The 12733-nt window shown below is 57.2% G+C and carries 14 protein-coding genes and 1 pseudogene; 8 read left to right on the top strand and 7 right to left on the bottom strand.

The annotated features are described in order from the left end of the window. Complete coding sequence (locus tag WG219_20000; GenBank protein WXL25552.1) at positions 1-2856, top strand: class I adenylate cyclase; 2856 nt, start codon at positions 1-3, stop codon at positions 2854-2856. A 163-nt stretch (positions 2857-3019) separates the two neighbouring features. Here the strand turns inward: WG219_20000 and rnk are convergent, their stop codons facing one another. The 4 genes from rnk to WG219_20020 all read right to left on the bottom strand — a co-directional run bounded on the left by rnk (position 3020) and on the right by WG219_20020 (position 5208). Beyond that, complete coding sequence (gene rnk / locus WG219_20005; GenBank protein WXL25553.1) at positions 3020-3430, bottom strand: nucleoside diphosphate kinase regulator; 411 nt, start codon at positions 3428-3430, stop codon at positions 3020-3022. A 117-nt stretch (positions 3431-3547) separates the two neighbouring features. Beyond that, on the bottom strand, positions 3548-3679 hold the full coding sequence (locus WG219_20010) for a DUF1289 domain-containing protein (protein ID WXL25554.1): 132 nt from the start codon (positions 3677-3679) through the stop codon (positions 3548-3550). 61 nt (positions 3680-3740) lie between these two features. After that, positions 3741-4073, bottom strand: a complete 333-nt coding sequence (gene cyaY, locus WG219_20015; GenBank protein WXL25555.1) for an iron donor protein CyaY — start codon at positions 4071-4073, stop codon at positions 3741-3743. A 97-nt stretch (positions 4074-4170) separates the two neighbouring features. After that, positions 4171-5208 (bottom strand): AraC family transcriptional regulator, encoded by a 1038-nt coding sequence (locus tag WG219_20020; protein WXL25556.1) that lies wholly within the window; start codon positions 5206-5208, stop codon positions 4171-4173. A gap of 146 nt (positions 5209-5354) precedes the next feature. Between WG219_20020 and WG219_20025 the strand changes: the two genes are divergently transcribed. The 6 genes from WG219_20025 to WG219_20050 are packed head-to-tail and all read left to right on the top strand — an operon-like array spanning position 5355 to position 9901. Continuing rightward, a complete protein-coding gene (locus WG219_20025; protein WXL25557.1) occupies positions 5355-5480 on the top strand; it encodes a lipoprotein in 126 nt (41 codons plus the stop codon). 9 nt (positions 5481-5489) lie between these two features. Continuing rightward, a complete protein-coding gene (gene lysA, locus WG219_20030; GenBank protein WXL25558.1) occupies positions 5490-6737 on the top strand; it encodes a diaminopimelate decarboxylase in 1248 nt (415 codons plus the stop codon). A gap of 11 nt (positions 6738-6748) precedes the next feature. Further along, a complete protein-coding gene (dapF, locus tag WG219_20035; GenBank protein WXL25559.1) occupies positions 6749-7579 on the top strand; it encodes a diaminopimelate epimerase in 831 nt (276 codons plus the stop codon). Then, the gene (locus WG219_20040; protein ID WXL25560.1) at positions 7576-8274 is read left to right on the top strand and encodes a DUF484 family protein; all 699 of its coding nucleotides are present in this window, start codon (positions 7576-7578) and stop codon (positions 8272-8274) included. Before dapF ends, WG219_20040 begins: the two co-directional genes overlap by 4 nt. 38 nt (positions 8275-8312) lie before the next feature. Continuing rightward, positions 8313-9209, top strand: coding sequence for a tyrosine recombinase XerC (gene xerC, locus WG219_20045; protein ID WXL25561.1), 897 nt, complete (start codon positions 8313-8315; stop codon positions 9207-9209). Continuing rightward, a complete protein-coding gene (locus WG219_20050; protein WXL25562.1) occupies positions 9206-9901 on the top strand; it encodes an HAD-IA family hydrolase in 696 nt (231 codons plus the stop codon). Before xerC ends, WG219_20050 begins: the two co-directional genes overlap by 4 nt. A gap of 60 nt (positions 9902-9961) precedes the next feature. Here the strand turns inward: WG219_20050 and sutA are convergent, their stop codons facing one another. Together sutA and WG219_20060 are read right to left on the bottom strand one after the other, a co-directional pair. Continuing rightward, positions 9962-10291 (bottom strand): transcriptional regulator SutA, encoded by a 330-nt coding sequence (sutA, locus tag WG219_20055; GenBank protein WXL25563.1) that lies wholly within the window; start codon positions 10289-10291, stop codon positions 9962-9964. Positions 10292-10300: 9 nt separating this feature from the next. Beyond that, positions 10301-10507 (bottom strand): hypothetical protein, encoded by a 207-nt coding sequence (locus tag WG219_20060; protein WXL25564.1) that lies wholly within the window; start codon positions 10505-10507, stop codon positions 10301-10303. A 118-nt stretch (positions 10508-10625) separates the two neighbouring features. On the opposite strand from WG219_20060, the gene WG219_20065 reads away from it, so the two are divergent. Continuing rightward, the gene (locus tag WG219_20065; GenBank protein ID WXL25565.1) at positions 10626-11573 is read left to right on the top strand and encodes a class I SAM-dependent methyltransferase; all 948 of its coding nucleotides are present in this window, start codon (positions 10626-10628) and stop codon (positions 11571-11573) included. A 784-nt stretch (positions 11574-12357) separates the two neighbouring features. On the opposite strand, the pseudogene WG219_20070 reads toward WG219_20065, so the two are convergent. Continuing rightward, positions 12358-12498: pseudogene (locus WG219_20070) on the bottom strand (transposase). Positions 12499-12733 lie beyond the last annotated feature (235 nt).

A 12733-nucleotide genomic window follows, 5' to 3' on the forward strand; every position in this document is an offset into this window, starting at 1 on the left:
ATGAGACGTATCGACGAAATACGCCCGGACATCGAAGACGGCATTGATCGCAAAGTGCTGACGCAGCTGCGCGCACGCTTCCTCAAGGTTAATCAGGGCCGCCTGCAACGCGCCATGCAAGCCTTGTCGACCCGCCAGCAGTTGGTTCTGAGGCTTTTGCCGCTGCTGTTCCACGTCAATCATCCACTGCTGCCTGGTTATGTCTCAGGCATGACCCCAGCTGGCCTCAGCCACTACGAGCCGGATGACGAGCTACTCACCGAAGCTCAGCGTTTTAGCCGTTCCTTTAGCTATAAACCCTACCGCGGCCAGCACGTGCTACCGATCCACGGCCTGTTTTTAATGGGTAGCTTAGGTACGGTCGCTCAGGCTGAACAAAGCGACATGGATTTATGGCTCTGCCATGCCAGCGATCTCAATGAGCAACAACTGCGAGAACTGCGCAAAAAGTGCGACTTACTTGAAGGCTGGGCAGCGACACAAGGTGCTGAAGCTCACTTCTTTTTGATCGACCCGCAGCGCTTTATTCAGGGCATGCGGGATACCCAGTTGACCTCTGACGACTGCGGCACTACGCAGCACTACCTACTGCTGGATGAGTTCTACCGCACGGCGATCTGGCTAGGCGGTCGCACCCCCCTTTGGTGGCTGGTGCCAGCCTATGAAGAACACCGTTACGAGAACTACACCGGAACACTGCTGGCCAAACGCTTCATCCGCGCAGAAGACGTACTCGACCTTGGCCATCTCGCCCACATCCCAGCAGAAGAGTTTATCGGTGCAGGCATGTGGCAACTGTTCAAAGGCATTGAGTCGCCCTACAAATCCGTACTCAAGCTGCTACTGACCGAGGTTTACGCCAGCGAACAACCTAATGTCGAATGCCTGTCACTGCGTTTCAAGCAAGCGGTGTACGCCAACCGCCTGGACATAGACGAGCTGGACCCGTACGTAGTCATCTACCGCCGCCTTGAGGAATACCTTAAATCCCGGGGCGAGCACGAACGTCTAGAACTGGTAAGGCGCTGTTTGTATTTAAAAGTCGATAAGAAGCTCAGCCGCCCGCCACGCACCCCCGGAAAAAGCTGGCAGCGCATCTTGCTTGAGAAGCTCACCCGCGAATGGAACTGGGATAACCGCCAGTTGGCCATGCTCGACAGTCGCAGCCAGTGGAAGCTACGTCAGGTCAGCGCCGAACGGCGCATGCTGGTTAACGAACTGAACTACAGCTATCGCTTTCTTTCCCAGTTTGCCCGCAAGGAGCTGTTGACCAACAGCGTCAGCGCCCGAGACATGGCCATACTTGGGCGACGCCTGTATGCCGCCTTCGAGCGTAAATCCGGCAAGATCGAATTCATCAACCCTGGCATCGCCCCGGACTTAGGCGAAGACACCCTGACCCTGGCCCAACTGCCTGTGCCTGAAGCCCCCAAAGACACCACCTGGGCCTTTTTCAGCGGCAGTTTGGGTGCCCGCGACTTGGAAAACTTTGCCCCATTGCGACGCAGCCGCGAACTGGTTGAACTGCTAGCGTGGTGTCACCGTAACGGCGTCATTGATGCCAGCACCCGGCTCTCACTGCATCCAGGCAGCAGTGACATGAGCGATAACGAACTGTCCAACCTGATCCTCAGCCTGCAGCAAAGCATTCCGCTGCCGCTGCCCCCTGCAGATGAAGAAGCCCTTCTGCGCCCCAGCGAGCCCGTCGAGGTGCTGTTACTGATCAACGTCGGCATCGACCCGCTAAAGCAGTTCAGCCAAATGAACATGCACATGACCACGGGGCGCACCGATGCACTGGGCTATTCAGGTGTTCGGGAAAACCTGATCCTGACCCTGGATCAAGTTACATTGAACAGCTGGAACGAGCTGCATGTAAGCCGCTATGCCGGGCCCAATGCCTTACTGGAGTGCCTGCGCGACTACTTGAATGGCCTGCCCGATAATGGCAACCGCCCGAATCTGCGGGTGCGCTGTTTCTGCCGTAACCGGGCGATAGCCATTGCCGAGCGGGTAGAAGAACTGTTCAGCGACGCAACCAGCAACTACAGCAAGCAGCACGACATCCGCTACCTGCTACAAATCAAGCAGCAATACCACCTGCTCAGCCTCAAAGCGGGCACAGTCAGCCATACCTGCGTAAAAGGCCTGCCTGCACTGCTGGAGCATTTGGGTGAAGGCCAAGCGCAGTACAGCACGCTCAACCTGGACCGGGGAGCTTTGGAGGGTGAAGACCTTGCCCTGATCTTGCCGGCTGGTCGCCCCAACTGTATCCAGGTGTTCTACCGCCTCAATGAAGCCGGTGATCAAGCCGAGCTAAGCGTACTCGACGAGCACAACTCGCTCTGGCGCCAGCGTGTTCCATTCAGGGATGAGCAAAGCCTGCTTACACCTCTGCAACGCTTTCTGCACTCGCTGCTGTATCGGCGCAATGCCCTATTGCCATTGGATACCGGCACCCCGCTCCAGCAGTTAGAGATTCAGTACTACCGGGTGTTGCCAGATCACCCGCAACGTCCACAGCGGCTGGAGCAGCGCCCAGCGCCATCAGCCCCTTTGAGCCACCCGTTCTACGATGTGCAGGCCATTGTGGATACCGTGGCCAGCAAGCCGGCCTACGTGACCCTGTACTGCAACCACCGGGAGTTTTCTGAGCTGGAATACACCACTGAACTGTTTACGGCGGTGGCTCAGCACATTCTCTCGCAACGTCGCGATAATGCCCGCTACCCCTGCTATATCACCGACCTGGATCTGTCCGCCGTGTATGGCGAGGGCCCTGTTCAGAGCGTGCATTACTTACGCTACAAGAGCCGCCTGGAAGCGGCGCTTAATCTGGCGCTGGAGAAGTCCTAGGCGCTGTATGAAAAGTGCCTGCGCTTGATGAAACTTCGTTAAAAACAGTCTGGAATGCTCATTCCCTGCGCAAACTCGAATGCGAGCCCAGTCCGCTCCTCAGCGTTTTTTTGCCTCGCCTGATCCTCGCTCGGTTCTGTAAAGAACCGAGCGCCGGGGCCAATCAGGAACGGGTGTACTCACCAGCTGCTTCAGGCTGATAGTCCACCGCCAGCAGACTCAGTTTCAGCACCTTGCCAGATGGCGTTGGCCAGTCGATCTCTTGGCCTACGCTCAACCCCAACAGCGCCGTGCCCACTGGAGCCAGAACCGAGACAGTGCCTTCAGGGCCGACTTCGTGCGGGTAAACCAGCGTCAGGTTGTAGTCTTTACCGCTGCTGATCTCACGGCAATGCACGCGAGAGTTCATGGTAACCACACCGGCTGGCACCTCGTCATGGCCAACCACTTCGGCGCGATCAAGCTCAGCTTGCAGGGCCTCGGCACCTGGCCCGAAATCGTCCAGGTCATCAAGCATCTGTTCCAGACGCTGCAGGTCCAAGCGAGTGATAGTGATTGAAGGTGCGCTACTCATAGTGCGATTACATCTCCTTTAAATTAAACGTAATAAATGCAAAAAACCCCATCGTGATGATGGGGTTTTCGCTGAATTTGCATTGACCCTACCACAGCCAATTAAATAAACAAGACCCTACTCTGTATGGGCCTGTTTAGCCGCCTGCAGTCGCTGCATTGACTGTGCGCAAACCTGCCGACGTGCGGCACTGTCTAGGGCGGCCCATTGCAGGATTTCTGCCAGAAGGCGCCCGCAACCCAAGCACATATCTTGATTATTCAGACAACATTGCCGACGACAGGGTGAGGCCACCTTCTGCCTTGGACTGTCAGATCTCGTCGAAGTCGAGTTCTGCACCGGATTGCTCCAAGGTGATGCGCGCCAGCATCTCACCCAACGCTTCGTCACTGCTGTCACACACCCACTGGCTGCTCTCCTCGTCATAATCGAAGTGATAGCCACCCGAACGCGCCGCCAACCACAGCTGACGCAGCGGCTCCTGACGGCTGAAAATCAGTTGTGTGCCGTTCTCGAAACGCACAGTTAGCACACCACCCGAGTTTTCCAGGTCAAGATCCAGGTCGCTGTCATCAAAAATGTCTTCCACCGCTTGCTGGGTGGCGTCGACCAGATCGTGGAAACGGGCTTCAGTCAAACTCATTACGGCTACCTCAAAAAATCAGCACGACACATTTCGAACTTCGCGCTATGAAACCGTGCCCTTGGCGGTTAAGCAAGGCACAAAGCAGAAACTCATCTCAAGGCGACAGCTGGCGGCGGTATTCGCCGGGTGTTTGCCCAGTCCAACGGCGAAAAGCTCTGGCCAGAGAGCCCGACTCACTAAAGCCCACCAAAAAGGCAATTTCGGTCAATTCCAGCGCCGGGTCGCGCAAGTAATGCAGCACCAGTTGCTGGCGGGTGTCATCCACCAGTTGGTTGAATGACATCCCGGCTTCACTCAGGCGGCGCTGTAAGGTTCTTGGGCTCATGGCCAGCTTTTCTGCAATCTGTTGCAAATCAGCGCCAGACTCCGGCAGCAATCGAAAAAGCTCCATCCGCGCCCGGTCCAGCACGCTATGGCCCTGCTGGCTTTCCGCCAACAGGCGCTCGGCATAGGCATCCAGCATCAGCCTGAGCTGAGCATCCGCCTGCCCCAGCGGGGTCGGCAATAGCCGTTTGGGAAAGACCAAAGCGTTATCTGCCTGACCAAACAAAACCGGGCAACGAAAAATTCGCGCATGCTCCGAAGTGTCTGGCGGTGCAGCATGCTGAAAGCGCACCTCACTGGGCGGAATATCCAGACCGCTTATCCAGCGCCCGAATGTCACCCACCCGGCCAAGGTTTCCTCACTCAACTGCCGCTGCTGTTGCGTCGAATAAGGCACCCAACTGTGTACGACATGCGCCTCCCAGCCCTCCCGGGGCGGCTCATCCGCTAGGTCGACACGGCCAAGGTTGCCCACCAGCGAGGCATACCGCGCCTGCCGATGCAGCGCATCAGCCAACGTTGCACAACTCATGATCAGGTAGCCCAGTACGCCGTAATAGCCAGGACGCACCGACTCCCCCACGTGCAGGCCAAGGCTGTCGTCCCCGGTCAGCTTCCTGCCAAGCTCCAGAAGCTCAAGATAGGTACTGGCAGCAATACGCTGATCGCGCTGGGTCAGTATGTGCGGGTTTAGACGCACCTGCTGCAGCAACTCCGTCATATCCAGACCCCGTCGCCCGAGGTAATCCAGCAAACCCTGAACATAAGCGACAGAAACCGAACTGCTGAGGTTGAGCGACTGTTCCATCCTGGCTCCCGATTACCGCAGTGGTCATACACAAGCCTGCAACATTACAGGCAAAGCCGCGCCAGACGGGATGCCCGGCGAATAGGCAAGGCGTCTGGCGCTCGGTATACTCCGGTGCAATCATGCATTTTTTCAAGGATTTCACCATGAAGCGCCTGTTCACAGCCTTTATCGCGATGCTTGCCGTCAGCACCCTGCTCGCAGGTTGCGGCCAGAAAGGTCCTCTGTACCTGCCTGACGAAAGCAAACCTGCCGCCGCGCAAACCGAATAAGGACTGTTCATGAACGCTTTCAACTACCGCGACGGTCAGCTGTTCGCGGAAGGTGTTGCCCTGTCCGCGATTGCACAGCGTTTCGGCACACCGACTTACGTTTACTCCCGCGCCCACATTGAGGCGCAGTACCGCAGCTACACCGACGCCCTGCAAGGTATGCCGCATCTGGTCTGCTTTGCGGTAAAAGCCAACTCCAACATCGGTGTGCTGAATGTGCTGGCGCGCCTGGGTGCCGGTTTCGATATCGTTTCCCGTGGTGAGCTTGAGCGCGTCATTAGCGCCGGTGGCGATCCGGCTAAAGTGGTGTTCTCAGGCGTCGGTAAGAGCCGTGACGACATGCGCCGCGCACTAGAAGTGGGCGTGCACTGCTTTAATGTTGAATCCAGCGAAGAGCTGGAGCGCCTGCAAGTCGTCGCAGCCGAAATGGGCAAACAGGCGCCCGTCTCCCTGCGCGTGAACCCGGACGTGGACGCAGGTACTCACCCGTACATCTCCACCGGCCTTAAAGAAAACAAATTCGGCATCGATATCGAGCAGGCCGAGGCAGTTTATGCCCGCGCTGCCGAGCTGCCGAACCTGAACATCATCGGCGTGGACTGCCACATCGGCTCCCAGCTGACCACGTTGCCGCCGTTCCTCGACGCCCTGGACCGCCTGCTGGTTCTGATCGACCGTCTGGCCGAGCGCGGCATCACCATCAAGCACCTAGATCTCGGTGGCGGCCTTGGCGTGCAGTACCGCGACGAGCAACCGCCGGTCGCAGGCGATTACGTACAGGCAATTCGCCAGCGTCTGACGGGGCGTGATCTGGCCCTGGTTTTCGAGCCGGGCCGTTATATCGTCGCCAACGCAGGCGTGCTGCTGACCCGCGTCGAATACCTCAAGCACACCGAGCACAAAGACTTCGCCATTGTTGATGCGGCGATGAACGACCTGATCCGTCCGGCGCTGTATCAAGCCTGGATGGACGTGTCGGCGGTGCAGCCGCGCGACGGCGAAGCACGTCGCTATGACATTGTCGGCCCGATCTGCGAAACCGGTGACTTCCTCGCCAAAGACCGCGAGCTGGTACTGGCAGAAGCGGACCTGCTGGCTGTACGTTCTGCCGGTGCTTACGGTTTTGTCATGAGCTCCAACTACAACACTCGCGGCCGTGCGGCTGAGGTGATGGTGGATGGCGACGAGGCCTTTGAAGTGCGCCGCCGCGAAACCCTCACCGAGCTGTTCGCCGGCGAGAGCTGCCTGCCGAGTTAAAGGATCAGCCTATGCTTCTGCGTTTTACCAAGATGCACGGCCTCGGTAATGACTTCATGGTCCTTGACCTGATCAGCCAGCACGCGCACATCCAGCCGAAAAACGTCAAACACTGGGGCGATCGCCATACCGGTATTGGTTTCGACCAGTTACTGATTGTGGAGCCGCCGAGCAACCCAGACGTGGATTTCCGCTACCGCATTTTCAACGCCGATGGCTCGGAAGTTGAGCAATGCGGTAATGGTGCACGCTGCTTTGCCCGTTTTGTACTGGACAAGCGCCTGACCACCAAGAAGCTGATCCGCGTTGAAACCAAGAGCGGCATCATCGAGCTGAATGTCCGTCACGACGGCCAGATCACCGTGGACATGGGTGCTCCGCGCCAGCAACCGGCACAAGTGCCGTTCCAGGCTGAGCAACAGGCCCTGAGCTATCAGGTTGAAGTCGACGGCCAGCAGGTCGAGCTCGCGGCCATCTCCATGGGCAACCCCCATGGTGTGCTGCGCGTGGATAATGTCGAAACAGCCCCCGTGCATAGCCTCGGTCCGAAACTTGAGCACCACCCACGCTTTCCGCAGCGGGCCAATATTGGTTTCCTGCAAGTGCTCGACCGCAGTCACGCCAAACTGCGCGTATGGGAACGTGGTGTCGGTGAAACCCAGGCCTGCGGCACAGGTGCCTGCGCTGCGGCTGTGGCAGCCATTAGCCAGGGTTGGATGGATTCGCCGGTGCAGATCGAGCTGCCGGGCGGCAAACTGCACATCGAGTGGGCAGGCCCAGGCCAGCCCGTTATGATGACCGGCCCAGCAGTACGCGTATACGAAGGACAGGTTCGCTTATGACCGATACACAGGACGCCCCACAGGTACTGGATTCCGAGACCGTCGCAGCCTATCTGCGCCTGCACCCGGAGTTCTTTATCGACCACGACGAGTTGATCCCTGATCTGCGTATTCCACACCAACGTGGCGATACCGTGTCGCTGGTGGAGCGTCAGGTCAAACTGCTGCGCGACCGCAACATCGAGATGCGCCACCGCCTTTCGCAACTGATGGACGTTGCCCGTGACAACGACCGCCTGTTTGAAAAGACCCGCCGCCTGATCCTAGATCTGCTGGACGCCAACAGCCTGGAAGAAGTCGTCAGTTGCGTTGAAGACAGCCTGCGCCGTGAGTTTCAGGTGCCCTTTGTCGGCCTCATCCTGTTCAGCGACGCGCCCTTACCGGTCGGCCGTTCGGTTACCAGCGCCGAGGCTCAACAAGCCATCGGCGGCCTGCTCAGCGGCGGCAAAACCATCTGCGGCGGCCTGCGCGAGCATGAGCTGAACTTCCTCTTCGGTGAGGAAGACGGCAGCCAGATCGGCTCAGCGGCTGTAGTCGCGATTAACCATCAGGGCAACCACGGTGTACTGGCCATTGGCAGTGCCGACCCGCAGCATTACAAAAGCTCAATTGGCACCCTGTTCCTCGGCTATATCGCCGAAGTCCTGGCCCGCGTTGTGCCCAGCCACGCGACACCGCTACGTTCGGTACGCTGATCCTACACCGGGGTGGCAGCGCCCCGGCGGGAGCCTCCATGCAAGACCTACTGGATGCCTACCTCGAACACCTGCGCAGTGAGCGCCAGCTCTCTCCCCATAGCCTGAGCGGCTATAACCAGGACCTGAGCAAAGTCCTGAGCTTTTGTCAGACCGAACACATGCAGCACTGGCGTGAGCTGGACAGCGCTCAGCTGCGCCGCCTGATCGGCCGCCTGCACATGCAGGGGCAATCCAGCCGCAGCCTGGCCCGCCTGCTCTCGGCAACACGCGGCTTGTACCGCTACCTGATTCGCGAAGGCCATTGCGAAAGCGATCCAGCCAGCGGCCTGACACCACCAAAAGGCGAACGGCGCCTGCCCAGAACGCTGGACACCGATCGCACCGCACAACTGCTGGATGGTGCGCTGGAAGACGACTTCATCGCCCTGCGTGATCAGGCCATGCTGGAACTGTTCTACTCCTCCGGCCTGCGCCTGTCGGAGCTGGTTAACCTCAACCTCGACGATTTGGACCTGCCCTCAGGTCTGGTGCGCGTGCTCGGTAAAGGCAACAAAACCCGAGAACTGCCGGTGGGCAGCAAAGCCCGTAAAGCCTTGGAGAACTGGCTGCCTCTGCGAGCCATGGCCCGACCTGCTGACGGTGCTGTATTTATCAGCCAACAGGGCCGACGCATTGGCCCTCGCGCCGTACAGTTACGGGTACGTCAGGCTGGAGTGCGCGAACTGGGGCAACACGTGCACCCTCACATGCTGCGACACAGTTTCGCCAGCCATATGCTGGAGTCGTCCCAAGACCTACGTGCCGTGCAAGAACTCCTTGGCCATGCCGACATTGCCACGACTCAGGTTTATACCCACTTGGACTTCCAACACCTGGCAGCGGTTTACGATCAAGCTCACCCAAGGGCTAAACGCAAGGACAGCAGCGAATGAGTATTCAACTGATCACCTTCGATCTGGACGACACGCTGTGGGATGTTGCCCCCGCCATTGAGGCGGCCGAAATCGTCTTGCGTGACTGGCTGGCCACCTATGCACCTCGGCTGGGTGCGTTGCCATTCGAAGACTACTGGAAGATTCGCAGCGCCCTATTAGCCGAAGACCCCGGCCTCAAGCACCGCATCAGTGAACTGCGCCGCCGCGCCTTAGCCCACGCCCTGCACAGCGCTGGCTACGCAGCCTCACAAGCGCAAACCTTGGCCGAAGAGGCCTTTGAAACGTTCTTGGAGGCCCGCAACCGGGTCGAGTTGTACAGCGATGCACGGCCCACGCTGCACAGCCTGGCACAGGACTTTCAACTGGGGGTTATCACCAATGGCAATGCGGATGTACACCGCATCGGCATCGCAGACTATTTTCAATTTGCCTTAAACGCTGAAGAGCTGGGCATCGGCAAACCCGATCCTATTCCCTTCCAAGAGGCCCTTAAGCGCGCAGGCAGCAGCGCCGAGCTGGCCGTGCATATCGGCGACCACCCAACCGACGACATCGCCGGTGCTCAGGGCGCCGGACTACGTGCCATCTGGTTCAACCCACAGGGCAAAACCTGGGAAGCCGACTATCAGCCTGACGCCGAAATCCGCAGCCTCTCGCAACTCCCAGAGCTGCTCAAGCGCTGGAGCTAAACCGCACCCCATAGAAAAAAACCCGTAACCATAAGGTATACGGGTTTTCTTTAAGCCAGCTTAGATAGGGCGGCTGCCGTATTTGCTGTCTGGCTTCTTGGGCGGATCAGCCACGACGTTCGGCTCAACCTCCTGAACCTTACCGCCACGGGCCAGAAACTCCTCCATCGCGCGCGCCAGCGCATCACGATCCTTCTGCTTGGCCTCGATGCTCGGCAACTCGTCTACATCGACAACAGCCTTGGCCTTCTTGCTTTTGGCCGCCGGTGCGATCTCGTCATCACCCTCGATGTCATCAGCACCATCAACATCATCAGCCGCGGCCAGTTCTTCGCCTTCGTCTTCGTCAGCGCCGTCTAACTCGTCGTGTTCCAGATCTTCGTCGCTCATGTTCCAACCTCATGACTTGCGAAAAGCAAAATAGTTATAGCCCAGCTGCGTCAGCTTTCTAACGTCGCCGGAAAAAATCTTGGTGGTCAAACAGTGGCAGGCAAACTGCTCCATGCTCAACGGCGCGCATTCTAGCGTGCTGTAAAAAAAAACACAGGCCGCCGAGCTGACCAAATCATCAAAAATCTCAGCAGCTGAGAGGGTCATGATTGCCATAAGTTTCAAGCCAAAGCCTCAAGGACAGGCCTTGGCTCCCATCAGCTGACGATCTGCACGCCCCATGCAGCATGCAAGCACCTGCTACCATAGACGCCCACACCGCCGATGCACCGCTATGACACCAGCTAACCTCAAGACCCTGCAAGAGCACCTACTAAACGCTCTCACCCCTGCCCCAACCGAAACCCGCCGCCTCTTTCACGGCCGGGGGCGCTGCTGGCCAGGGCTGGAACAGATCACAGTGGACTGGTTACAAGGCGTGCTGCTGGTAACGCTGTTCAAACCTGTGAGTGATGAGGTACTGGACGCACTACGCGCCATGCTGCTTGACTTGAGCAACAGTGAGGCCTGGCAAACCAGCCAAGGGCACAGCCTGCTTGTGCAACTGCGCTACCTGCCGGAGAGCCCAAGCGAGTGGTTGCTGGGCGAGCCGCAGGACCACTGGGACATCTGCGAACACGGCTTGAGCTACCGCCTTGATCTGGGCAAAAAGCAGAACAGCGGCTTGTTTCTGGACATGCGCCTGGGCCGCCAATGGGTGCAACAGCAGTCTGCCGGTAAACGGGTGCTCAACCTGTTTGCTTACACCTGCGGCTTCTCCGTAGCAGCCCTTGCAGGCGGAGCTCAGCAGGTGATCAATCTGGACATGGCCAAAGCAGCGCTGGCCCGTGGCCGTGATAATCACCGACTGAACCATCACGACCTGAGCAAGGTGTCATTCCTCGGCCACGACCTGTTTAACTCTTGGGGCAAACTGCGCAAATCCGGCCCGTACGACCTGATCATCATCGACCCGCCCTCCTTCCAGCGCGGCAGCTTTGTCCTCAGCAAGGACTACCCCAAAGTCCTGCGCCGCCTGCCCGAATTGCTCAGTGAAAACGGAACTGTCCTGGCCTGCAGCAACGACCCGGAAATCGGCCCGGAATATCTGATCAACGCAATGAACGAACAGGCCCCACAACTCAAGTTTATCGAGCGCTTGGAGAACCCACCGGAGTTCCCGGATAGCAATCCGGATAGTGCGTTGAAGGCGTTGGTTTTTAGACGAGGGAGGAGTAGTTAGAAGCTGCGGGAGGGATTGAATTCATAGCGTGTCCGAAATATCGGAGGTAGTTCAATCTGTCCCTTTTCTCCTTTTCTCAGGACGTATCGAACCGCGAGCAATAAAGCGAAGGCCTCAAGCGTACCCATTACTGACCAAACCTCGTCGGTCAGCAAGGGCGGATGTCAGGAAGCATGGACACCCTAAGCATGTTAAGTAAGTGCCATTCAAATCTGCCCCCTTTTCTTAAACCTTGAAGGATAAGAAAAAACACAATATGTACACAATTAGCGAAAAACCAGCCAAAACAGCACGACAAACAGGATCATCATCCTTTTCAAACCCACTAGGGCCAATTGATACTCGCCCCCCCCTTACATAAGAAAATACTGCTTGACCGAACCACACCTGCCCAAATGTAGCACTAACAAGCTCATACCCCCCTCCTCCCAATCTTAAAACGCAATTTAGCACTATACCTAGCAACAAAACAAACCCAACCAAGAACCTACTCTTATACATAAATAAATTAAAATCACTCACCTTTATAAAACTCTTTCGAAGCGCCCACTAAAACATCCCAAGTTCCGGCAGCACCAACAGCATTAGACACTTTTGAAGCGACATTTTCAGGAAGGCCTAAACGCTTTATAAAACGCCCAAAACCATCACTTAACGCCTCAGCAGTAACAGCCTCTGGAAAGTCCCCTTTCAAATAACCAGATAATAATGATGCGAAAAAGGGGACAGATTTATTTATTCACGCTTTCACCGCCAGAAAAATAAATCTGTCCCCTTTTCTCGCGAAGACATCCTTCAACTCTCGCAGGTCAGTAATGTACCGCTGATAATCCTCCTCATCAGCAAACACCACTTGCCTGTTGTGCCCTCGCTGAACCACATGATGTGGATAGTTTGGCAAAACGATACGCCCCATCCTTGGCATAACCACCTCCTCACTTGAGGCCTTCAGCTTAGACGGGCTATGAATAATTTATCCTTCATATTTTTCTGGAAAATAAATCTGTCCCATTTCTCTTAAATATTTGGCCATACCCAAGATCGTCCCAATTATCACGCAATATTCGCCAGTCAGTAGCATTTGTACGAACAACACCTGTCCTCGTCGTACCTGAAGACGCAACAGGCGTGGGCGGCACAACTTCGCCAGTTGCTTTTGG

The organism is Pseudomonas mendocina (genome assembly GCA_037482215.1).
In the GTDB taxonomy this organism is placed as follows: Bacteria; Pseudomonadota; Gammaproteobacteria; order Pseudomonadales; family Pseudomonadaceae; genus Aquipseudomonas; species Aquipseudomonas mendocina_E.

Excerpts from the sequence above, each read along its gene's own strand:
- WG219_20000 (WXL25552.1), top strand. The coding sequence starts at position 1 with ATGAGACGTATCGACGAAATACGCCCGGACATCGAAGACGGCATTGAT.
- rnk (WXL25553.1), bottom strand. The coding sequence starts at position 3,430 with ATGAGTAGCGCACCTTCAATCACTATCACTCGCTTGGACCTGCAGCGT.
- WG219_20010 (WXL25554.1), bottom strand. The coding sequence starts at position 3,679 with ATGTGCTTGGGTTGCGGGCGCCTTCTGGCAGAAATCCTGCAATGGGCC.
- cyaY (WXL25555.1), bottom strand. The coding sequence starts at position 4,073 with ATGAGTTTGACTGAAGCCCGTTTCCACGATCTGGTCGACGCCACCCAG.
- WG219_20020 (WXL25556.1), bottom strand. The coding sequence starts at position 5,208 with ATGGAACAGTCGCTCAACCTCAGCAGTTCGGTTTCTGTCGCTTATGTT.
- WG219_20025 (WXL25557.1), top strand. The coding sequence starts at position 5,355 with ATGAAGCGCCTGTTCACAGCCTTTATCGCGATGCTTGCCGTCAGCACC.
- lysA (WXL25558.1), top strand. The coding sequence starts at position 5,490 with ATGAACGCTTTCAACTACCGCGACGGTCAGCTGTTCGCGGAAGGTGTT.
- dapF (WXL25559.1), top strand. The coding sequence starts at position 6,749 with ATGCTTCTGCGTTTTACCAAGATGCACGGCCTCGGTAATGACTTCATG.
- WG219_20040 (WXL25560.1), top strand. The coding sequence starts at position 7,576 with ATGACCGATACACAGGACGCCCCACAGGTACTGGATTCCGAGACCGTC.
- xerC (WXL25561.1), top strand. The coding sequence starts at position 8,313 with ATGCAAGACCTACTGGATGCCTACCTCGAACACCTGCGCAGTGAGCGC.
- WG219_20050 (WXL25562.1), top strand. The coding sequence starts at position 9,206 with ATGAGTATTCAACTGATCACCTTCGATCTGGACGACACGCTGTGGGAT.
- sutA (WXL25563.1), bottom strand. The coding sequence starts at position 10,291 with ATGAGCGACGAAGATCTGGAACACGACGAGTTAGACGGCGCTGACGAA.
- WG219_20060 (WXL25564.1), bottom strand. The coding sequence starts at position 10,507 with ATGGCAATCATGACCCTCTCAGCTGCTGAGATTTTTGATGATTTGGTC.
- WG219_20065 (WXL25565.1), top strand. The coding sequence starts at position 10,626 with ATGACACCAGCTAACCTCAAGACCCTGCAAGAGCACCTACTAAACGCT.